19 protein-coding genes and 1 riboswitch are annotated in these 20,228 nt (G+C 71.9%); of the genes, 10 read left to right on the forward strand and 9 right to left on the reverse strand.

The window, feature by feature from the left end; translation table 11 throughout:
• Positions 1–3 precede the first annotated feature (3 nt).
• The gene (locus ACIOHG_RS06095; RefSeq protein WP_400945885.1) at positions 4–1,395 is read right to left on the reverse strand and encodes a cysteine desulfurase/sulfurtransferase TusA family protein; all 1,392 of its coding nucleotides are present in this window, start codon (positions 1,393–1,395) and stop codon (positions 4–6) included.
• A gap of 353 nt (positions 1,396–1,748) precedes the next feature.
• On the opposite strand from ACIOHG_RS06095, the gene coxB reads away from it, so the two are divergent.
• From coxB to ACIOHG_RS06115, 4 genes are all read left to right on the forward strand, one after another.
• Entirely contained in the window at positions 1,749–2,603 is an 855-nt protein-coding gene (coxB, locus tag ACIOHG_RS06100) for a cytochrome c oxidase subunit II (RefSeq protein WP_400945887.1), read from the forward strand.
• Positions 2,600–4,378 carry a cytochrome c oxidase subunit I gene (gene ctaD, locus ACIOHG_RS06105; protein ID WP_400945889.1) on the forward strand — a complete coding sequence of 593 codons (1,779 nt, stop codon included), beginning with the start codon at positions 2,600–2,602 and terminating at the stop codon, positions 4,376–4,378. The genes coxB and ctaD overlap by 4 nt, the downstream gene beginning before the upstream one ends.
• Entirely contained in the window at positions 4,375–4,791 is a 417-nt protein-coding gene (locus ACIOHG_RS06110; RefSeq protein WP_400945891.1) for a cytochrome c oxidase subunit 4, read from the forward strand. Before ctaD ends, ACIOHG_RS06110 begins: the two co-directional genes overlap by 4 nt.
• 163 nt (positions 4,792–4,954) lie before the next feature.
• Positions 4,955–6,205 (forward strand): Ig-like domain-containing protein, encoded by a 1,251-nt coding sequence (locus ACIOHG_RS06115; RefSeq protein WP_400945893.1) that lies wholly within the window; start codon positions 4,955–4,957, stop codon positions 6,203–6,205.
• A gap of 121 nt (positions 6,206–6,326) precedes the next feature.
• On the opposite strand, the gene ACIOHG_RS06120 is transcribed toward ACIOHG_RS06115, so the two are convergent.
• Positions 6,327–7,775 (reverse strand): purine-cytosine permease family protein, encoded by a 1,449-nt coding sequence (locus ACIOHG_RS06120; RefSeq protein WP_400945896.1) that lies wholly within the window; start codon positions 7,773–7,775, stop codon positions 6,327–6,329.
• A gap of 109 nt (positions 7,776–7,884) precedes the next feature.
• Here ACIOHG_RS06120 and ACIOHG_RS06125 point away from each other — a divergent pair, with 109 nt between their 5' ends.
• Positions 7,885–8,517, forward strand: a complete 633-nt coding sequence (locus ACIOHG_RS06125) for a TetR/AcrR family transcriptional regulator (protein ID WP_400945898.1) — start codon at positions 7,885–7,887, stop codon at positions 8,515–8,517.
• A 24-nt stretch (positions 8,518–8,541) separates the two neighbouring features.
• Complete coding sequence (locus ACIOHG_RS06130) at positions 8,542–10,155, forward strand: amidohydrolase (protein ID WP_400945901.1); 1,614 nt, start codon at positions 8,542–8,544, stop codon at positions 10,153–10,155.
• A 57-nt stretch (positions 10,156–10,212) separates the two neighbouring features.
• On the opposite strand, the gene ACIOHG_RS06135 is transcribed toward ACIOHG_RS06130, so the two are convergent.
• The 5 genes from ACIOHG_RS06135 to ACIOHG_RS06155 all read right to left on the reverse strand — a co-directional run bounded on the left by ACIOHG_RS06135 (position 10,213) and on the right by ACIOHG_RS06155 (position 14,937).
• Complete coding sequence (locus ACIOHG_RS06135) at positions 10,213–10,578, reverse strand: GntR family transcriptional regulator (protein ID WP_400945904.1); 366 nt, start codon at positions 10,576–10,578, stop codon at positions 10,213–10,215.
• Positions 10,579–10,681: 103 nt separating this feature from the next.
• On the reverse strand, positions 10,682–12,343 hold the full coding sequence (locus tag ACIOHG_RS06140; protein ID WP_400945906.1) for a cytochrome bc complex cytochrome b subunit: 1,662 nt from the start codon (positions 12,341–12,343) through the stop codon (positions 10,682–10,684).
• Complete coding sequence (locus ACIOHG_RS06145; RefSeq protein WP_400945909.1) at positions 12,340–13,395, reverse strand: Rieske 2Fe-2S domain-containing protein; 1,056 nt, start codon at positions 13,393–13,395, stop codon at positions 12,340–12,342. Before ACIOHG_RS06145 ends, ACIOHG_RS06140 begins: the two co-directional genes overlap by 4 nt.
• Before the next feature lie 8 nt (positions 13,396–13,403).
• The gene (locus ACIOHG_RS06150; protein ID WP_400945911.1) at positions 13,404–14,225 is read right to left on the reverse strand and encodes a c-type cytochrome; all 822 of its coding nucleotides are present in this window, start codon (positions 14,223–14,225) and stop codon (positions 13,404–13,406) included.
• A 91-nt stretch (positions 14,226–14,316) separates the two neighbouring features.
• Positions 14,317–14,937, reverse strand: coding sequence for a heme-copper oxidase subunit III (locus ACIOHG_RS06155; RefSeq protein WP_400710148.1), 621 nt, complete (start codon positions 14,935–14,937; stop codon positions 14,317–14,319).
• A 338-nt stretch (positions 14,938–15,275) separates the two neighbouring features.
• Between ACIOHG_RS06155 and ACIOHG_RS06160 the strand changes: the two genes are divergently transcribed.
• From ACIOHG_RS06160 to ACIOHG_RS06170, 3 genes are all read left to right on the forward strand, one after another.
• Positions 15,276–15,701, forward strand: coding sequence for a hypothetical protein (locus tag ACIOHG_RS06160; protein WP_400945913.1), 426 nt, complete (start codon positions 15,276–15,278; stop codon positions 15,699–15,701).
• 145 nt (positions 15,702–15,846) lie between these two features.
• The gene (gene trpD, locus ACIOHG_RS06165) at positions 15,847–16,923 is read left to right on the forward strand and encodes an anthranilate phosphoribosyltransferase (protein WP_400945915.1); all 1,077 of its coding nucleotides are present in this window, start codon (positions 15,847–15,849) and stop codon (positions 16,921–16,923) included.
• A gap of 276 nt (positions 16,924–17,199) precedes the next feature.
• Positions 17,200–17,317: riboswitch (SAM riboswitch) on the forward strand.
• Between the two features lie 48 nt (positions 17,318–17,365).
• A complete protein-coding gene (locus tag ACIOHG_RS06170; protein ID WP_400945918.1) occupies positions 17,366–18,724 on the forward strand; it encodes an aminotransferase class V-fold PLP-dependent enzyme in 1,359 nt (452 codons plus the stop codon).
• Position 18,725: 1 nt separating this feature from the next.
• Here ACIOHG_RS06170 and ACIOHG_RS06175 read toward each other — a convergent pair whose 3' ends face one another.
• Positions 18,726–19,007: an Lrp/AsnC ligand binding domain-containing protein gene (locus tag ACIOHG_RS06175; protein ID WP_400945921.1), complete on the reverse strand. Its 282-nt coding sequence runs from the start codon at positions 19,005–19,007 to the stop codon at positions 18,726–18,728.
• Entirely contained in the window at positions 19,004–19,807 is an 804-nt protein-coding gene (locus tag ACIOHG_RS06180; protein WP_400945923.1) for a rhomboid family intramembrane serine protease, read from the reverse strand. Before ACIOHG_RS06180 ends, ACIOHG_RS06175 begins: the two co-directional genes overlap by 4 nt.
• Before the next feature lie 150 nt (positions 19,808–19,957).
• Between ACIOHG_RS06180 and ACIOHG_RS06185 the strand changes: the two genes are divergently transcribed.
• A complete protein-coding gene (locus ACIOHG_RS06185) occupies positions 19,958–20,224 on the forward strand; it encodes a hypothetical protein (protein ID WP_400945925.1) in 267 nt (88 codons plus the stop codon).
• The last annotated feature ends 4 nt before the right edge of the window (positions 20,225–20,228 follow it).

Raw genomic sequence — 20,228 nt, forward strand, 5'->3', positions numbered from 1 at the left:
TGCCTAAGAGTTCCGCTGCACCAGGTAGGCCGTGCCCCGGTCGGCGCCGTAGTCCGCGGCCGGGGCCTCACCCGTGTAGGTGTGGCCGCACATCTCGCACCAGGCGGGGATGTCGTGGCGGGCCGCCTCGTCGTCGGAGAGGACGGCGACGCGGCCACCGGGGGCGACCTCGTCGATGTGCTTGGCGAGTTCGATGACGGGGATCGGGCAGTGCTTGCCGAGGGTGTCCAGGACCAGGGTCTCGGCGGGGGCGGCGGCGCCGAGTGGCGGGAGGTCGAGGCCGAGCGGGGCGCGGATCCCGGCGACGGCGCGGGGGAGGACGTCGAGGAAGGCGTCGACCTCGGCGGGGGTGGTGCCGGCGGGGAGGGAGATCCGGACGTTGCCCTCGGTGAGGACGCCCATCGCGGCCAGCACGTGACTGGGCGTCAGGGTGCTGGAGGTGCAGGAGGAGCCGGAGCCGACCGCGAAGCCGGCCCGGTCGAGGGCGCCGAGCAGGACCTCGCCGTCGACGTACAGGCAGGAGAAGGTCACCAGGTGGGGGAGCCGGTCCTCGGGGTGGCCGACCACCTCGACGGCGGGGACGAGCTGCGGGACCCGACGGCGGATCAGGTCGACCAGGGCGCGCAGCCGCGCGTTCTCGGCCTCGGCGCCGTCCCGGACGGCGCGCAGCGCGGCCGCCGCGGCGACGATCGCGGGCAGGTTGGCGAAGCCGGGCACCCGGCCGCCCTCGCGCTCGTCGGCGGGCAGCGGCGAGGACCAGCGGACGCCCTTGCGGACGGCGAGCACGCCGACGCCGGCCGGGCCGCCCCACTTGTGGGCGCTCGCGGTGAGGAGGGACCAGCCGGCCGGGACGGGCAGCCGGCCGGCGCTCTGCGCGGCGTCGACCAGCAGCGGGACGTCGCCGAGCAGGGCGGCGGTCTCGGTGACCGGCTGCAGGGTGCCGACCTCGTGGTTGGCGGACTGCAGGGCGGCGAGCACGGTGTCGGGGCGGACCGCGGCGGCGAACTCCTCGGCGGAGACCCGGCCGTGACGGTCGACCGGGACGGCGGTGGCGGTGCCGCCGTCGGCCTCCCAGCGCTCGGCGGTGTGCAGGACGGCGGAGTGCTCGACGGCGGAGTGCAGCAGGTGGGCGCCGTGCCGGCGGCGGCCGCGCAGGGCGCCGAGCAGGCCCAACTGGACGGCCTGGGTGCCGGACGAGGTGAAGGAGACCTCGTCGGGGCGGGCTCCGAGCACCTCGGCGACGGTCTCCCGGGCGGCGTCGAGCAGCATCCGGGCCTGCCGGCCGGAGCGGTACGGGCGGGCCGGGTCGGCCCAGCCCTCGTCGAGGGCGGCGAGCAGCGCCTGCCGGGCGACGGGGTGCAGCGGGGCGGTGGAGGCGGCGTCGAAATAGGGCACGGGGCCACCGTAGACGACGCCCCTTACGGGGTGATTCCTCCCGGCCAGCGGGGCGCCCGACGGTCCGTCACCCGCGTGTCGCAGTACGGTCGCCCGTTCGGTCGTGGGAGGCTCGAATGTCCGCCATGACCTGCGACTCCGTCCGTCCCGTCCGGGGGCTTCACTCCCCGGGGGCTGATCGGGTAGCCGGGCGGCGCGTTAGCGGGGGCTGCCCGTGAGTGCCGCATAAGGATGGAGTAGCGTTTGGCCCGCATAAGCATTCAAACCGTGCCCGTGACCGGGCCGCCGAAGGGACCTGGTGACAGGCTCCTCCCGGTGGTGCGTTCGCGGGCGAGACTTCGGGAAGGCGCTACGTGAGTCCCAACGGCTCCGACCGCTCGCCGCGGCGCACGATGCGGCGGAAGCTGCCTCAGGCGCTGGCACTGGGCCTCGTCATCGCGACCGCCACCGGCTGCTCGGCCAACGACCTGCCCAGGCTTGGCCTCCCCAGTCCCGTCACCAAGGAAGGCCCGCTGGTCCTTCACATGTGGCAGGGCTCGTGGATCGCGGCTCTGATTGTTGGCGCACTGATGTGGGGTCTGATCCTCTGGAGCGTGTTCTTCCACCGGCGCAGCCGCACCAAGGTGGAGGTCCCCGCTCAGACCCGGTACAACGTGCCCATCGAGGCGCTGTACACCGCGGTCCCCCTCGTCATCGTCTCGGTGCTCTTCTACTTCGTCGCCCGCGACGAGGCCACCCTGACGAAGGTCGACGCCAAGCCCCAGCACACCATCAACGTGGTGGGCTTCCAGTGGAGTTGGGCGTTCAACTACGAGAACTCCGAGATCCCGGACCCGGCGAGCACCACCGCCGCGTACGAGGTCGGCAGCACCAAGGAGCCTCCGACGCTCTACCTGCCGATCAACGAGACCGTGAAGTTCCGGCTGACCTCCAACGACGTCATCCACGACTTCTGGCCCGTCAACTTCATGATGAAGATGGACGTCGTGCCCGGTGTGGTCAACGAGTTCCAGGTCACCCCGACCGCGCTCGGCACCTACCGCGGCAAGTGCGCCGAGCTCTGCGGCGTCGACCACTCGCGGATGCTGTTCAACGTCAAGGTCGTCTCGGCCGACGAGTACGCGCAGCACCTGAAGGACCTCCGCGCCAAGGGCCAGGCCGGCGCGGTTCCCGCAGGCATCCTCCCCACGGGAAGTGAAGAGAAGTGACCATCCTCAACGAGCCCGCCGCGGCCGGTGGGGGAGCCGGGGCCGTCACCTCGGGGACTCCGCGGGTGCGCAAGCCGGGCAACGCGATCATCAAGTGGCTCACCACGACCGACCACAAGACGATCGGCACGATGTACCTGGCGACCTCGTTCGCCTTCTTCCTGATCGGTGGCGTGCTCGCCCTGGTCATGCGTGCCGAGCTGGCCCGCCCGGGCACCCAGATCCTGTCGAACGAGCAGTTCAACCAGGCGTTCACCATGCATGGCACGATCATGCTGCTGATGTTCGCCACCCCGCTGTTCGCCGGCTTCGCCAACTGGATCATGCCGCTCCAGATCGGCGCGCCCGACGTCGCCTTCCCCCGCCTGAACATGTTCGCCTACTGGCTGTACCTGTTCGGCTCGATCATCGCGGTGGCGGGCTTCCTGACCCCGCAGGGCGCCGCCGACTTCGGCTGGTTCGCCTACTCGCCGCTGTCGGACGCGGTCCGCTCGCCGGGCGTCGGCGCCGACATGTGGATCATGGGTCTGGCCTTTTCCGGCTTCGGCACGATCCTCGGTGCGGTCAACTTCATCACCACGATCATCTGCATGCGCGCCCCCGGCATGACGATGTTCCGGATGTCGATCTTCGTCTGGAACGTCCTGCTGACCGCCGTGCTGGTCCTGCTGGCCTTCCCGGTCCTCGCGGCCGCGCTGTTCGCCCTGGAGGCGGACCGCAAGTTCGGGGCGCACGTCTTCGACCCGACGAACGGCGGTGCGCTGCTCTGGCAGCACCTGTTCTGGTTCTTCGGCCACCCCGAGGTCTACATCATCGCGCTGCCGTTCTTCGGCATCGTCTCCGAGATCATCCCGGTGTTCAGCCGCAAGCCGATGTTCGGCTACTCCGGCCTGATCGCCGCGACCATCGCCATCGCCGGCCTCTCGGTGACGGTGTGGGCGCACCACATGTACGTGACCGGCCAGGTGCTGCTGCCGTTCTTCTCGTTCATGACCTTCCTGATCGCGGTCCCGACCGGTGTGAAGTTCTTCAACTGGGTCGGCACCATGTGGAAGGGCTCGCTGAGCTTCGAGACCCCGATGCTCTGGACGATCGGCTTCCTGGTCACCTTCCTGTTCGGCGGTCTGACCGGCGTGCTGCTGGCCTCCCCGCCGATCGACTTCCACGTCTCGGACTCGTACTTCGTCGTCGCGCACTTCCACTACGTGGTCTTCGGCACCGTCGTCTTCGCGATGTTCGCCGGCTTCCACTTCTGGTGGCCGAAGATGACCGGCAAGATGCTGGACGAGCGCCTCGGCAAGATCACCTTCTGGACGCTGTTCATCGGCTTCCACGGCACCTTCCTGGTGCAGCACTGGCTGGGCGCCGAGGGCATGCCGCGCCGCTACGCGGACTACCTGGCCTCGGACGGCTTCACCACGCTGAACACGATCTCGACGATCAGCTCCTTCCTGCTCGGCCTGTCGATCCTGCCGTTCCTCTACAACGTCTGGAAGACGGCCAAGTACGGCGAGAAGGTCGAGGTCGACGACCCGTGGGGTTACGGCCGTTCGCTGGAGTGGGCGACCTCCTGCCCGCCGCCGCGGCACAACTTCACCACCCTGCCCCGGATCCGCTCCGAATCCCCGGCGTTCGACCTGCACCACCCGGAGATCGCGGCCCTCGACTACCTCGAGAACCACGGTGAGCCGGCCAAGCACTTCGACGGTGTGACCCCGGCGCAGTACGACCGTCCTTCGCTGGGCAAGGGCAAGAATGAGGGTGACGCCCGATGAAGGAACAGGGAAAGATCTTCGCGGGCTTCGCCGTCTTCATCCTGGCGATGGCCATCACCTACATGGTCTGGACCATGAAGTCGGACCACGGCCTGGAGGCCGCCGGCACCACCGCGCTGTTCCTGGCCTTCGGCCTGTGCGCCTTCATCGGCTTCTACCTGGCGTTCACCGCCAAGCGGGTGGACACCGGCGCGGGTGACAACCCCGAGGCCGAGGTCGCGGACGACGCCGGCGAGGTGGGCTTCTTCGCCCCGCACAGCTGGCAGCCGCTCTCGCTGGCGATCGGTGGCGCGCTCGCCTTCATGGGCGTCATCTTCGGCTGGTGGCTGCTGTTCTGGTCGATCCCGATCCTGCTGATCGGCCTGTACGGCTGGGTCTTCGAGTTCTACCGCGGCGAGAACCAGAACCAGTAGGTTCCGGAACCCCCTCGGTCGCACGACGGGCCGGGCACCCCCTCCTGGGGGCGCCCGGCCCGTCCGCGTTCCCGGGGTTTTCCCCCGACCGGGTTACCCGGCATGCCGGGCGGGTGACGCCTTCCTACGCTCTGAGGCAGGTTCATACCCCTGGGAGGTTCCGTTGAAGGGCTCTCGGATAGTCGGCAGCACCCGCACCGCACTGGCCGCCGTGCTGGTCCTGGCACCGGCGGCGGCCTGCTCCGCCGGCCACTCGTCGCCACAGCAGCAGGAGACGAACCGTCAGGTCGACGTGGCCCCGCTGGTCCACACCTCGGCCACCGGGGCGGACACCGACCCCGGGAAGGCGTTCAGCGTCACCACGGACGGCGCCGCGAAGCTCGGCACCGTCACCGTCACGGGCCCCGACGGGAAGCAGGTCGCCGGACAGCTCGCCGCCGACCGGCAGCACTGGCAGAGCACCGACCCGCTCCGGGCCGGCACCGCCTACACCGTCAAGGTCGCGGCGGAGGACGGCAAGGGCGGCCACGGCGAGAGCGACTCCGGCTTCAGCACCGCCGCCGCGCAGCACGTGCTGACCGCCCAGCTGGGCCCCGACAGCTCCGGCAGCGGCGTCTACGGGGTCGGCCAGCCGCTCACCGTCGAGCTCTCCGACCCGGTCACCGACCCGGCCGCCCGGCAGCAGGTCGAACGCGGACTGACCGTCACCTCGCAGCCCGCCGTCACCGGCGCCTGGTACTGGGTGGACGACCGGAACCTGCACTTCCGGCCGCAGGAGTACTGGCCCGCCAACACCACCGTCAAGCTCGCCTACGACCTGCCCGGCGTCCGGATAGCCGACGGCGTCTACGGCGGCGAGCAGCGGACGCTGGCGCTGCGCATCGGCGACCGGGTCGAGGCGCTGATCGACGCGGGCACCCACCAGCTGACGTACCAGCGCAACGGGCAGGTGGTGCGGACCATCCCGGTCACCACCGGCAAGCCCGGCTTCTCCACCCGCAACGGCACCAAGGTGGTGCTGGGCCAGGAGTCCGACGTCCGGATGAGCGGGGAGACCATCGGCATCCCGCAGGGCAGCAGCGAGTCCTACGACCTGGACGTCAAGTGGGCCACCCGGGTCACCTGGAGCGGCGAGTACGTGCACGCGGCGCCGTGGTCGACCTGGGCGCAGGGCAAGGAGAACGTGAGCCACGGCTGCACCGGCATGAGCACCGACGACGCGAAGTGGTTCTTCGACAACACCCGGGTCGGGGACGTGGTGCGGGTGGTGAACAGCCAGGGCCACGAGATGGAGCCGTTCGGCAACGGCTACGGCGACTGGAACCTGAACTTCGACGAGTACGTGAAGCACAGCGCGCTGGGGAAGCCGGTCACGACGGCGGCTGCGCCGGAGGCCGCCAGTGTGAATCGGTGACGTACCGCCAGGTCCGCCCGGGGAGCAGGGTGCTCCCGCCGGGCGGACCCGGCCGTTCGTGCGGGGTGCTCGCGCAGTTCCCCGCGCCCCTGACGGGACGCGGAGTCGTGGTCGGTCGGATCTAGGCGTCGCGCTCACGGGTGGGCGGGTGGGAACGGTGCCTGAGCAGCCAGTACGTCGCGGCGGCGGTGAGCATGCCGGCCGGGAGGGAGAGGTCGACGCCGTCGAGGGCGGCGGCGAGGGGGCCGGTGAAGGGTTCGGTGGCGAGGCAGAGGGTGCCGGCGGTGGTGCCGAGGAGGAGGGCGAGGGCGCCGGCGCGGTTGACGCCGTGCCAGTACCAGTGCGGTGAGGCGGGGGTCTCGTCGGTGAGGGCGGGGCCGTCGTAGCGGTTGCGGCGGAGCAGGATGTCGGTGGCGTAGACGGCCATCACGGGGCCGGTGAGGGCGACCATCAGTTCCAGCACGCTGTTGACGGTGTCGAGGAAGTTGGAGACCAGCAGCGCGTAGAGGGTGAGCGCGATGCCGAGGGCGCCGTCCAGGGCGACGCTGCGGGAGCGGCGGATGCGCAGGCCGACGGCCTGCAGGGCGAGGCCGGAGGAGTAGGCGGTCATCGCGTTGTTGGCGACCGCGCTGAGCACCACGGAGAGCAGGAAGAGCGGGCGGACCCAGCCGGGCAGGACGGCGCTCAGGGCGGACTGCGGGTCGGTCATGTCGAGCGTGGTGGCGGCGAGGGTGCCCAGGGCGGTGAACAGCACGCTGGGGACGAAGGCGCCGAGGGCCGTCCAGCCGGCCACCGCGCGGGGGGAGGTGGTGCGGGGCAGGTAGCGGGAGAAGTCGGCGCTGGTGGAGTAGGAGAGCGGGGCGGAGGCGATCAGCGCGGTGCCGCCGGCCAGCGCAGCCAGCAGGGCGGTGCCGTGCAGGGGTTCGGCGGGGCGGTAGTGCCAGTCGGTGTGCCCGGCCAGCAGGTAGCCGGTGAGCAGCAGGAAGACCGCAGTGAGGGCCAGCGTGAAGGGCCCGTAGAGGCGGACGATGGTGGCGTGGCCGTAGACCGAGATGGCCAGGGTGGCGGCGGCGATCAGGACGATGATCAGCACCTTGAGCGGGGTGCCGGGGGTGAGCCCGGCCCGTTCGGCCAGGGCGAAGGCGGCGAGCGAGGCGGCGGCCCAGTTCAGGGCGAGGTAGCAGACCGACACCAGCCAGCCGGTGACGGCGATGTTCACCCGGTTGCCGCGGACGCCGAACATGGCGCGCATGACGACCTCGCTGGGGGCGCCGGCGGCGGGGCCGCTGACGGCGAGCAGGCCGACCAGGGCCCAGAGCAGGTTGCCCGCCACGATGACGGCGAGCGACTGCCACAGGTCGAGGCCGAGCAGGATCAGCGTGCCGCCGACCACCAGGTTGAGGTAGCTGACGTTGGGGGCGGCCCAGACGGCGAACAGGTCGCGGGCCCGGCCGTGCCGCTCCGCGTCGGGGATGTGGTCGATGCCGTGGGCCTCGATCCGGCCGGCCCGGTCGGCGGGGGGCGGGGGCGCGGGGAGCTCCGTGCGGGGGTCTGGAATCGTGGATTCCATGGAGTCCTCCGAGGTTTCGAGTACGGGTGCCGGCGCGGTCGGCGGTGCGGGAGCGGCCGATCCGGAAGGCGGCTTGTCTATTGGTCGCACATCCAATAGCGTGCGGGGCATGTCGTCAAGCGTCCAGCCGAAACGGGTCCGCAAGAACCCCGAGGCCCGGCGGGCGGAGATCGTGGCCACCGCGGCCGCGGTGGCGCTCGCCGAGGGCCTGGAGTGCATCACGATGCGCCGGGTCGCCGAGGCGCTGGACGTCCGTCCCGGCCTGATCAGCCACTACTTCCCGGTCGCCGAGGAACTGGTGGCCGAGGCCTTCGGCACCGCGGCCGGCGGCGAGCTGGCCGAGCTGCTGCCGGAGTCCGAGGCCGGACTGCCCGCCGTGCAGCGGCTGGCCCGCTTCCTCGGCCGCACCGAGGGCCCGCGCTACGACGAGCTCAGCCGGCTCTGGCTGAACGCCCGTCACCTCAGCCGGTTCCGGCCCGCCCTGCGGGAACGGGTCGGCCAGCAGGAGGCGCGCTGGCGGGACGGGCTGACGGCGCTGCTGAGCGACGGCGTCGCGACGGGGGAGTTCCGCACCCCGGACCCGCAGATCGCCGCGATCCGGCTGCTGGTCGTCCTGGACGGCCTCGGCGTGCACGCCAACACCGACCGCACCGGCCACCCGCCCGCGGTCACCGCCATGGTGCACGCCCTCGCCGAGAGCGACCTCGGCCTGCCGCCCGGGACGCTCGGCACCCCGCACTGACCGCACCACCGCAGAGGAGCCCCCGTGCACCCCGACCTCGTCCTGACCAACGCCCGGCTGCTCGACCCCGGCACCGGGGCCTTCCTGCCGTTCGACGCGCTCGCCGTGACCGGCGGCCGGATCGCCCGGCTGGGCACCGGCCGTGAACTGGACCCGGGCGCCGCCGAACTGATCGACCTGGACGGGGCGGTGGTCGTCCCCGGGCTGACGGACGGCCACCTGCACCCCGTCTCGGGCGCCGAGCGCACCGCCGGGGTCGACCTGTCCGGCTGCGCCGACCTGGCGGAGGTCCGGACCGCACTGGCCGGCGCGGCCCGGGAGCTGGCGCCCGGGCAGTGGCTGCGCGGCTGGGGCCTGGACCCGAACGCCTTCGGCGGCCTGCCGGTCTCGGCGGACAGCGTCGGGGCGGTGCTGGACGGGCTGCCCGCCGCGATCGACCTGTTCGACGCGCACTCGATGCTGGCCAGCCGGCGGGCCCTGGAACTCGCCGGGATCGACGGGCCGCGCCGCTTCGACCAGGGCTCGGCCGAGGTGGTCTGCGACGCCGACGGGCGGCCCACCGGCCTGCTGCTGGAGGACGCCGCCTGCGAACTCGTCGAGGCGGTCGCGCCCCGGCCGAGCTTCGAGGAGCTGTGCCGGGCCACTGTCGAGGTGCTCGGCCGGATGGCCGCCGCCGGGCTCACCGGCGGCCACGCGATGGACGCCAACGGGGAGAGCCTGGCGGTGTACGCCGCGCTGGAGGAGCGCGGGCACCTGCCGCTGCGGCTGCGGGTCGCGCCCTGGGTGCAGCCCGGCGTCACCCCCGAGGAGCTGGCCGGGCTGATCCGCCGGCAGGGCGAGGGCGGCCGGAACTGGCGGGTCGCCGGGGCGAAGCTGTTCATGGACGGCACCATCGACAACGGCACCGCCTGGCTGGAGCGCCCCGACTGCCACGGCGAGTCGACCGGCGCGTTCTGGCCCGACCCGGCCGAGTACACCCGGGTGATCGGCGAACTGCACCGGGCCGGGGTGCCGACCGCCACGCACGCGATCGGGGACGCCGCGGTGCGCCACGTGCTGGACGCCGTGCAGCGGGCCGTCGCCGCGCACGGGGCGGGCGGGGTGCGGCACCGGGTCGAGCACGTCGAGACCGTCCCGGACGACACCGTGGCCCGGTTCGCCGCGCTCGGGGTGACCGCCTCGATGCAGCCCACGCACTGCACCGAGTACACCCGGGCCGACCACACCGACAACTGGTCCCGGCGGCTCGGCGAGGAGCGGGCCAACCGGGCGTTCCGCTGCCGCGACCTGGCCGAGGCCGGGGCCCGGGTGGTGCTCGGCTCGGACTGGCCGATCGCGCCCTTCGCACCGCTCGGCGTGATGGCCGGGGCCCGGCACCGGCGCCCGGCCCGCCACCCCGAGCAGCCGCCGCACCTGCCCGGGCAGGCGCTCACCCCGCTGCAGGCGCTGGCCGGGTACACCCTGGCTCCGGCCTGGGCGGCGGGGGAGGAGGACCGGGCCGGGCGGCTGGCGGTCGGCCACCGCGGCGACCTGACGGTGCTGGCCGGGGACCCGCTGCGCACCCCCGACGCCGAACTCGCCGCGCTGCCGGTGCTGTTGACCGTCCTCGGCGGCACGGTCACGCACCGCGCGGGCTGACCCCGCGGCACCCGGAGCGGCCGGCCCCCTCGCGGGGGCCGGCCGCTCCGTCGTCGTTCAGCGCCGGACGGCGTCCAGCGCGGTCAGCACGGCGGCCAGCGCCTCGTCCCGGGTCAGGCCCAGCCGCACCGTCAGCGCCGCGTACTCGGTGGCGGCGGTGGCGGCCAGGCGCTGCGAGGTGTCGCCGGTGGCGGCGATCGTGGTGCCGGCCCGGCCGCGGGTCTCGACCACGCCGTCGGCCTCCAGCTCGCGGTAGGCGCGGGCCACCGTGTTCGCGGCCAGGCCCAGCTGCTCGGCCAGCGCGCGGACGGTGGGCAGCTTCAGGCCGACCGGCAGTTCGCCCGCCCGGGCCCGGGCCGCGATCTGGGAACGCACCTGCTCGTAGGGCGGGACGGAGGACTGATGATCGATCACCACGTGCACCCGGTCAACATAACAGGGCGTCAGGGCCCCGCGCCGCAGATGACGGAACCCCCACCGGCCGGAGCCGGTGGGGGTTCTGACGTGGCGTGACAGCTACCCGGGATCAGTGGTGGCCGTGGCCGCTGGTGATCTCGTGGTACTCCTCGGTGGTGGGCTTGGCGATCTGGTTGCCCTCGCCGTAGAAGCCCTCGGAGAGCTTCACCCGCGCCTTGGTCACCACGCCGGCCTTGGCGGCCACACCGTTCTCGTCCGTCTCGGCGGGCAGCTCCAGCGGCTGGGGCTGCTCGTGGGCGGTGAGGGTGTGCAGGTCCTTCTGGGACAGCGGGGTGTGCACCTCGATGAACTCGCCGTGCGGCAGGCGCTTGATGATGCCCGACTCGCGGCCGTGCAGCACCTTCTCCTTGTCACGGCGCTGCAGGCCGAGGCACCAGCGCTTGGTGACCAGGAAGGTGAGCACCGGCACCACGAAGAAGCCGACCCGGACGGCGTACGTGATCGTGTTGATCGACAGGTGCAGGTGGGTGGCGAACAGGTCGTTGCCACCACCGACCAGCAGGATCAGGTACAGCGAGATCCAGGCCGCGCCGAGCGCGGTGCGGACCGGGGCGTTGCGCGGGCGGTCCAGGATGTGGTGCTCGCGCTTGTCGCCGGTGACCCAGGACTCGATGAACGGGTAGACCGCGATCGCGGCCAGCACCGCCGGGAAGATCGCCAGCGGGACCATCACGCCGAGGTTCAGCGTGTGGCCGCCCCAGACCGAGATCTCCCAGCCCGGCATGATCCGGATCAGGCCCTCGGAGAAGCCCATGTACCAGTCGGGCTGGGCGTCGGTCGACACCTGGTCCGGACGGTACGGGCCGTACGCCCAGATCGGGTTGATCGTGGCGATCGCGGAGATCGCGGCGATGATGCCGAAGACCAGGAAGAAGAAGCCGCCGGCCTTCGCCATGTAGACCGGCATCAGCGGCATGCCGACGACGTTCTTCTCGGTCTTGCCCGGGCCCGCCCACTGGGTGTGCTTGTGGTAGAAGACCAGGATCAGGTGCGCGACCAGCAGGCCCAGCATGATGCCCGGGATGAGCAGCACGTGGATGGTGAAGAAGCGCGGGACGATGTCGTGCCCGGGGAACTCGCCGCCGAACAGGAACATCTGGATGTAGGTGCCGACCAGCGGCACCGCGAGGATCGCGCCCTCCATGAAGCGGATGCCGGTGCCCGACAGCAGGTCGTCCGGCAGCGAGTAGCCGAAGAAGCCGTCGAACATGCCCAGGACCAGCAGCAGGAAGCCGAAGACCCAGTTGATCTCACGGGGCTTGCGGAACGCGCCGGTGAAGAACACGCGCATCATGTGCACGAGCATCGCGGCGACGAAGACCAGCGCGGCCCAGTGGTGGATCTGACGGATCAGCAGACCGCCGCGGATCTCGAAGCTGATGTTCAGCGTCGAGGCGTAGGCCTCCGACATCCGGATGCCGTTCAGCGGCAGGTACGAACCGTGGTACACGGTCTCGGCCATGCTCGGCGTGAAGAACAGCGTCAGGTACACACCCGTGAGGATGATGATGATGAAGCTGTAGAGGCAGATCTCACCGAGCATGAAGGACCAGTGGTCCGGGAAGATCTTGCGCAGGTTGGCCTTGGCCAGGGTGTAGATGCCCAGCCGGCCGTCCAGCCAGTCCGCGGTCGCCTCCGCCTTGTTGGCGGGCTTTGCGCGGGTGCTGGCCGGCTTGGAGGCACTGTTGTTCGTGCCGCTTGCGCTGCTCATCGCGGACGCTCCCAGTAGCTCGGGCCGACGGGCTCGTCGAAGTCGCCGGTGGCGACCAGGAAGCCCTGCTCATCGGTGGTGATCTTCAGCTGCGGCAGCGGGTGGCCGGCCGGGCCGAAGATGACGCGAGCGCCGTCCGCCAGGTCGAAGGTCGACTGGTGGCAGGGGCAGAGCGCGTGGTGGGTCTGCTGCTCGTACAGCGAGATCGGGCAGCCGACGTGGGTGCAGATCTTCGAGTAGGCGAGGATGCCCTCGAAGCCCTTGTCCCGGGACTTGGCGTCCTTGATGTCGTCCGGGGCGATCCGGATCAGCATCAGGGCGTCCTTGGCGATCCGCTGCTGGAAGTCCTCGTCCGACTCCTCCAGGCCCTTCGGCTTGGCGAAGGTCAGCGAGCCCTGGACGATGTCCTCGGGCTTCATCGGCTGGTCGGTGTTCATGTTGACCAGCTGGATCGGCTCGGCCGGGGTGGCCTCCACCCAGCCGGTGTGCAGCAGCTTCTTCTCCGGCAGCGGGCCGAGGTCGCGCAGCAGCACCACACCGGAGAGCGGCACCAGGGCCATCGAACCGATCAGGGTGTTGCGGATCATCTTGCGACGGCCGAAGCCGGACTCCGCGGCACCGGTCCTGAACTGCTCGATGACGTCGTTGCGGACCTCGTCGTCGGCCTCGATCGCGTGCCGCTCGGCCGGCAGCTCGTGGTCCGACATCAGGGCGCGGGCCCAGTGGACCGCGCCCGCGCCGATGCAGAACAGCGCCACGCCCAGGGTCAGGCCCAGGGCGAAGTTGAGGGCGCTGACCTTGCCCAGCGGGAAGATGTAGACCAGCTTGTCGGCGTCGATCGACGCGTACGAGGCGATGAAGCCGACGGTCGCCAGCATCGACACCACGAACATGAGCGACACCTGGCGCTCGGCCCGCTTGGCGGCCCGCTCGTCGATGTCGGTCCGACGCGGCTCGTGGGCCGGCAGGCCCGGGTCGGCGAACGGGTCGCCGTGGGTGGCGACGTCCGTGCCGTGGGAGGCGGCGTGCGCCTCCGGCAGGTTCTCTGACATGTCGTGGCTCATGACTTCTTGGCCTTGGTGGTGTGGGCGGCGACCCAGATCGCGATCACGATCAGCGTGCCGAGACCGAAGATCCAACCGAACAGGCCCTCGGTCACCGGACCGAGGCTGCCCAGGGCGAGACCGCCCGGGTTCGGCTCGTTGTCGGCGTTGCGGACGAACGCCACGATCTCGCGCTTCTGCTCCTCCGGCATGGTGCTGTCGGGGAAGGACGGCATGTTCTGCGGGCCGGTCTGCATGGCCTCGTAGATGTGCTTGGCGTCCACGCCCTCCAGCGACGGGGCGTACTTGCCGTTGGTCAGCGCACCGCCCTTGCCGGCGAAGTTGTGGCACTGGGCGCAGTTGGTGCGGAACAGCTCGCCACCCTTGGCGACCTGCTCGGCGTTGGTCTTCGGGTCCTCGGCGGGCTGGTACTGGTCCTTGCCCGGGGCGACCGGGCCGGGGCCCAGCGAGGCCACGAAGGCGGCCAGCTGGTCGATCTCGGCCTGCGAGTAGATGTTCTTCTTGCGCGGGACCTGGGCACCCGGCTGCTGCGCGGGCATCCGGCCGGTGGCGACCTGGAAGTCGACAGCAGCGGAGCCGACGCCGACCAGTGACGGGCCGTCAGACGTGCCCTGGCCGTTCAGGCCGTGGCAGGAGGAGCAGCCCACGGCGAAGAGCTTCTTGCCCTCGTCGATGGCGAGCGACTGCGCGGAGCTGTCGGCCTGCGCCTTCCCGGCGGGCGCGAAAGCGGCGTACAGCCCCCCGGTGGCCGCCAGGGCGAGAAGTAGAACGACGACCGCCGCCAGTGGGTGGCGCCGTCGTGCGGAGAGCTTTTTCACGGAATAACCCCGGTGTCAGGATCTGGTCGGCAGCAGCCTGCCCCCGACTCCCAGGCGTCCAGGTGACGCCGGGTCAGGGGCGGGGCGGCTGTTACTTGATCAGGTAGATGGTCGCGAACAGGCCGATCCACACGACGTCGACGAAGTGCCAGTAGTAGGACACCACGATCGCCGCCGTGGCCTGCTCGTGGGTGAAGCGCCGCGCCGCGTAGGTCCGCCCGAGGACCAGCAGGAAGGCGATCAGACCACCCGTCACGTGGAGGCCGTGGAAGCCGGTGGTCAGGTAGAACACCGTGCCGTACGGGTCCGAGGACAGCGACAGGCCGTCCTTCTTGACCAGCTCGGTGTACTCGAAGATCTGGCCGCCGATGAAGACGGCGCCCATCACGAAGGTGATCGCGAACCACGAGCGCAGCTTCTTCACGTCACCGCGCTCGGCGGCGAACACGCCGAGCTGGCAGGTGAGCGAGGAGAGCACCAGGATCGTGGTGTTGACCGAGGAGAACGGCACGTTGAGGGCGTGGGCCTTCTCGTGCCAGAACTCGGCGCCCTTGACCGAGCGGAGGGTGAAGTACATCGCGAACAGGGCCGCGAAGAACATCAGCTCCGAGCTCAGCCAGACAATGGTTCCGACGCTGACCAGGTTCGGCCTGTTGACCGCTCCGTGCGCGTGTCCGGTTTCTGTTGCTGTTGCTGTCGCCACGACGGACATTATGTCGGTCCCTTATTCCGTCTTCACGCCGGGGGGTCTCCCTCGGAGTGTCCGGTGCGTGCGGTATGCCCCGCTCCCGCGCCGCCCGTTTTCTGACGGTTGTTCGGACCGGGTGAGCGAACTGCGCCGACGGGGTGACTCCCGGGCGCGGCGGCTTGAGCGAGATCGCGTCGGGGACTCTCCAGGAGGCCCGCGCCGGAGTAGCATGCGCCCGAGGACGTGGCCCGGGTCACACTGGGCCGTTCGGTCCGGCCGTCAGGCGTTCGGCCGAGGCCGTCAGGGCGCGCCCCGCGGAACGGGCGTGCATATAAGAGGACGAGCACCAGGAAGCAGGGGACATGGCGCAGCACTCCGACGAGACGCTCACCGTTCTCGTCTACAGCGACGACCGCAACACCCGCGAGCAGGTCGCCCTCGCCCTCGGCCGGCGCCCCGCCGCGGACCTCCCGGCGGTCGAGTACCTGGAGTGCGCCACCGCCCCCGCGGTGCTGCGCGCCCTGGAGAAGGGCGGCGTCGACCTGTGCGTCCTGGACGGCGAGGCCGTCCCGGCCGGCGGGCTCGGCCTCACCCGGCAGTTGAAGGACGAGATCTACGGCTGCCCGCCCGTGCTGGTCCTGATCGGCCGCCCGCAGGACTCCTGGCTCGCCGCCTGGAGCCGCGCCGACGCCGCGCTCTCCCACCCGGTCGACCCGGTCCCGCTCGCCGAGGCCGCGACCACGCTGCTGCGCGCCCGGCTGGCCCGCCGCGCCCCCGCCGGGCGCTGACCGTCCCGGCCGACCGTCTCACCGGCGCGTCTCACCTGGAGAGAAGGGGACGGCAACTCGCGGCGGCCGTCCCCGCTCGCTCGATAGGCTGACGTCACTCCCCGGGGACGCCCCGGGACGACTGACGAGAGCTGGAGACCGGGCCATGGTGAACGCGCACTCTGCGAACGGCGGTAGCGACCCCGCGCAGGTGGTCCGCACCTGGCCCGACCTGCTGAGCTCGCTGCTGGGCGGCCAGGACCTCGCCCAGGCCGACACCGCCTGGGCGATGGACCGGATCATGACCGGCGAGGCCAGCCCCGTGCAGGTGGCCGGCTTCCTGGTCGCCATGCGCGGCAAGGGCGAGACCGTCGAGGAGATCTCCGGCCTGGTCGAGGCGATGTACGCGCACGCCCTCCCGCTGGACATCCCCGGCCCCGCCGTCGACATCGTCGGCACCGGCGGCGACCGGGCCAGGACCGTCAACATCTCCACCATGTCGGCGGTGGTCGCGGCCGCCGCCGGGGCGAAGGTGGTCAAGCACGGCAACCGGGCCTCCTCCTCCGCGTCCGGCTCCTCCGACGTGCTCGGGCGGCTCGGGATCAACCTGGACCTCTCCGCCGAGCGGGTCGCGCAGGTCGCCGAGGAGGTCGGGCTGACCTTCTGCTTCGCGGCCAAGTTCCACCCGTCGATGCGGCACACCGCCCAGGCGCGGGCCGAGTTGGCCGTCCCGACGGTCTTCAACATCCTCGGCCCGCTCACCAACCCGGCCCGGGTCACCTCGCACGCCGTCGGCTGCTTCGACACCCGGCTGGCCGGGCTGATCGCCGGGGTGCTCGCCCGGCGCGGCGCGCAGGGACTGGTCTTCCGGGGGGACGACGGGCTCGACGAGTTGACGGTCACCACCACCTCCCGGGTCTGGGTGATCAGGGACGGCGCCGTCACCGAGACCTCCTTCGACCCGCGGGACGTCGGGATCGAACCGGTCGGGATCGAGGCGCTGCGCGGCGCCGACGCGGAGTACAACGCGGAGGTGGCGCGGCGCGTCCTCAACGGCGGGGCCGGACCGGTGCGCGACGCCGTCCTGCTCAACAGCGCCGCCGCGCTGGTGGCCCTGGAACTCACGGACGCGCCGCTGACGGAACAGCTCGCCGCCGCGATGGAGCGCACCGCGCGGGCGATCGACTCGGGCGCGGCGGGGGCGCTGCTGAAGCGCTGGGCCGAGGCGACACAAGCGAGTTGAGGCGGGAGGCAAAAGCAGGGGCCCGGGGAACGGCGGGGCCGAGAGGCTGATCGCCGGAACACAGTGGGGCGCTACGGGGCTGTCGCCGAAGACCTTCGGCTCGAAACGGCGCAGCGCCTCGCGGCCTGTCGGACGCCAGCCCCTCGGCACCGCCGTTCCCCGGGCCCCTGGAGCTTCGCTCCCTCGGGTCCGGAAGCGCGAAGCCCGGCGGGCTCGCTGTCTCGGGTGGTGGACGGGGGTTGAGACCGGTGGGGGCTCGTGTATGGTTCTGGGTCAGGTCATGAGTGACAGCGCGAAGCCCCAGCTTGCTGTCCGGCAACCCTCCGTCCGTGGCGGGGTGCCCTGGGTGAGGACCGGGCCGTGCGGCGAACCGTCCGCGTGGCAAGCGCGGACTTCCGGCTGACGCACGCCCGGGGTCCTTGTCCCGTGGAGGAGTGCACCCATGTCCGTGACCACCGAGATCTGTGAGCCGCTGGCCGTGCTGGGCCAGGACGTCGAGGTTCCGCTGGCGTCGGGGGAGAAGGTCGGGTACGCGGCGCTGGACTACGCGGCGAGCGCCCCGGCGCTGAAGCGGGTGTGGGACGACGTGGCGGCGTACGCGCCGTACTACGGGTCGGTGCACCGGGGGGCCGGGTACCTGTCGCAGCTGTCGACCGACCTGTTCGAGCAGAGCCGGCGCACCGTCGCGGAGTTCCTGGACCTGCGGGACGGCGACCAGGTGGTGTTCACCCGGGCGACCACCGATTCGCTGAACCTGCTGGCGGGGGCGGTCCCGGCCGGGACCGAGGTGTTCGCGTTCGAGACCGAGCACCACGCCTCGCTGCTGCCGTGGCGGCGCGAGGGCCTGACGGTGCGTTACCTGCGGGCGCCGCGCTCGCACGCCGAGGCGGTGGCCGCGCTGGAGGAGGCGCTGTTGGGCGCGGCGGACGGGCCGAAGCTGTTCTGCGTGACCGGGGCGTCGAACGTCACCGGCGAGCTGTGGCCGGTGCGCCAGCTGACCGCCGTCGCGCACCGGTACGGCGCCCGGGTGGTGCTGGACGCGGCCCAGCTGGCGCCCCACCACCGGCTCTCCGTCAAGGAGTTGGACGTCGACTGGGTGGCGTTCTCCGGGCACAAGCTGTACGCGCCGTTCGGCGCCGGGGTGCTGGCGGGCCGCTCCGACTGGCTGGACGCGGCGGAGCCGTACCTCGCGGGCGGCGGCGCGAGCCGGACGGTGGCCCGGGAGCTGGACGGCTCGGTCGCGGTGGAGTGGCACACCGGCCCGGCCCGGCACGAGGCCGGCTCGCCGAACGTGATCGGCGCGTACGCGATCGCCTCGGCCTGCCGGGCACTGAGCGAGGCGGGCTTCGACGCGCTGGAGGAGCGGGAGCGGGCGCTGGTCGCGAAGCTGACGGCGGGTCTGGCCGAGGTGCCCGAGGTGCGGGTGCTGAACCTGTTCGGCGAGGGCTCGGCCCGGGTCGGCGTGGTGTCCTTCGTGGTGCGCGGCTGGAACAGCTCGCACTTCTCGGCGGCGCTCTCCGCCGAGTACGGGATCGGCGTCCGGGACGGCCTGTTCTGCGCGCACCCGCTGGTGCGCACGCTGCTCGGGGGCGAGGAGGCCGGGCCCAGCGAGTGCGGGGCGCCGGAGCCCTCGCTGCCGGGGGAGCGCAGCCTGAACGCGATCCGGGTCAGCTTCGGCGCCGGCACCCCCGTCGAGCACGTGGACCGGTTCCTGACCGCCGTCCGCGAGCTGGTCAACGACGGCGCGAAGTGGAACTACCGCAGCGAGGGCGGCCGTTGCGTGGTCGACACCGGGCGCTGAGTCAGCCGTCCAGGCCGAGCGAGAACGCGGCCTCCAGGTCGACCTGCGAGTAGGTGCGGAAGGCGATGTGGGTCTCGGTGCCGGAGACGCCCGGGACCTTGTTGAGGCGGCCGGGGATCACGTCGGCCAGGTCCTCGTGGTTGCGCACCCGGACCATGGCGACCAGGTCGTAGGTGCCGGTGACGGAGTAGACCTCGCTGACGCCCTCGATGGCGGCGATCGCCTCGGCGATCTCGGGGATCCGGTCGACGTCGGTGTTGATGAGGACGATCGCGGTGATCACTGAGCAACTCCTGTTCGAGAAGGTGCGCCCAGGGTATCGCCCGCCGGACGGGCGGCCCAGGCGAACAGCCAGCCCGTCAGGAAGCCGATCACGTGCACCAGGTACGCCACCCCGGAGCCGCCGGCGCCGACCGACCAGAACTGCAGGGCGAACCACAGGCCGAGCACCAGCCAGGCCGGGAAGCGCAGCGGGAGGAAGAGCAGCAGCGGCACCAGGGCGGTCACCCGGGCCTTCGGGTACAGCCGCAGGTAGGCCCCGAGCACCCCGGCGATCGCGCCGGACGCGCCGACCAGCGCGCGGGTGCCGTCCGCGGTGTGCGCCTCGGCCAGTGCGTAGCCGTAGGTGGCCAGGTAACCGATCGCCAGGTAGCCGACCAGGAACCGGACCCGCCCCAGCCGGGCCTCCACGGCCGGGCCGAAGACGAACAGGAAGAGCAGGTTGCCGATCAGGTGCATCCAGCCCGCGTGCACGAACAGCGAGGTCAGCACCGACAGTTCGGGGCTCTTGCCCGGGGTCGGCGGCAGCGCGCAGCCCGGGGCCGCCGGGGGCAGCGCGGACAGCTGGGCCGCCGACAGCGGGTGCCCGCCCAGCAGTTCGGCGGGGACCGCGCCCCAGCGCTGCTGGTAGCGCTGCTCGGCGCAGGCCCGGGCGTCGCCGCTGCCGTACAGCGGGTTCGGACCGGCCGGGCCGACCAGCAGCACCAGCGCGGACACCGCGATCAGCAGGTACGTGACGGCCGGGGTGCGGACGGCCCGCTCGGCCGCCGGCGAACCGGCCCGGGCGGGGGCGGAGAGCACCATACCGGTCAGCATTCCTCGGGGGCGTGCCCCCGACACCGGGCGCTGCTCCGGACGGGTGGGCGTCCGGGCTGTGGACCGGAACCCGGCCGTCTCGGCGCAGGCAATAGGCTGGAGGCCCGGAACCGGGACCAGCCGAGAGGGACCACACTGATGACCATTGCCGCGCCGACCGCCGAGACCCGCTGGCGCTGCACCCTGTGCGGCAACCTGACCCGCTTCGACGTCACCCGTTCGTCCCGGGTGACCGACTTCGTGCACTTCGACCTCGCCGGGGAGTCCAAGGTCGAGGAGACCCAGGTGCTCGCCGAGACCATCGAGTCGGTCCGCTGCCGCTGGTGCAACGCCGTCGACCAGGTCGAGCTGGTGGCCCGCCCCGGCGCCGACGAGCCCGGGGACGGCGCCGCCGAGCAGGGCTGACCCG

Source organism: Kitasatospora sp. NPDC088134, assembly GCF_044741705.1.
Classification (GTDB): domain Bacteria; phylum Actinomycetota; class Actinomycetes; order Streptomycetales; family Streptomycetaceae; genus Kitasatospora.

Coding starts and splice junctions, on each gene's coding strand:
- ACIOHG_RS06185 (WP_400945925.1), top strand. CDS start 19,958: ATGACCATTGCCGCGCCGACCGCCGAGACCCGCTGGCGCTGCACCCTG.
- ACIOHG_RS06170 (WP_400945918.1), top strand. CDS start 17,366: ATGTCCGTGACCACCGAGATCTGTGAGCCGCTGGCCGTGCTGGGCCAG.
- ACIOHG_RS06110 (WP_400945891.1), top strand. CDS start 4,375: ATGAAGGAACAGGGAAAGATCTTCGCGGGCTTCGCCGTCTTCATCCTG.
- ACIOHG_RS06125 (WP_400945898.1), top strand. CDS start 7,885: ATGTCGTCAAGCGTCCAGCCGAAACGGGTCCGCAAGAACCCCGAGGCC.
- ACIOHG_RS06180 (WP_400945923.1), bottom strand. CDS start 19,807: ATGGTGCTCTCCGCCCCCGCCCGGGCCGGTTCGCCGGCGGCCGAGCGG.
- ACIOHG_RS06145 (WP_400945909.1), bottom strand. CDS start 13,395: ATGTCAGAGAACCTGCCGGAGGCGCACGCCGCCTCCCACGGCACGGAC.
- ACIOHG_RS06155 (WP_400710148.1), bottom strand. CDS start 14,937: ATGTCCGTCGTGGCGACAGCAACAGCAACAGAAACCGGACACGCGCAC.
- trpD (WP_400945915.1), top strand. CDS start 15,847: ATGGTGAACGCGCACTCTGCGAACGGCGGTAGCGACCCCGCGCAGGTG.
- ACIOHG_RS06160 (WP_400945913.1), top strand. CDS start 15,276: ATGGCGCAGCACTCCGACGAGACGCTCACCGTTCTCGTCTACAGCGAC.
- ACIOHG_RS06140 (WP_400945906.1), bottom strand. CDS start 12,343: ATGAGCAGCGCAAGCGGCACGAACAACAGTGCCTCCAAGCCGGCCAGC.
- ACIOHG_RS06120 (WP_400945896.1), bottom strand. CDS start 7,775: ATGGAATCCACGATTCCAGACCCCCGCACGGAGCTCCCCGCGCCCCCG.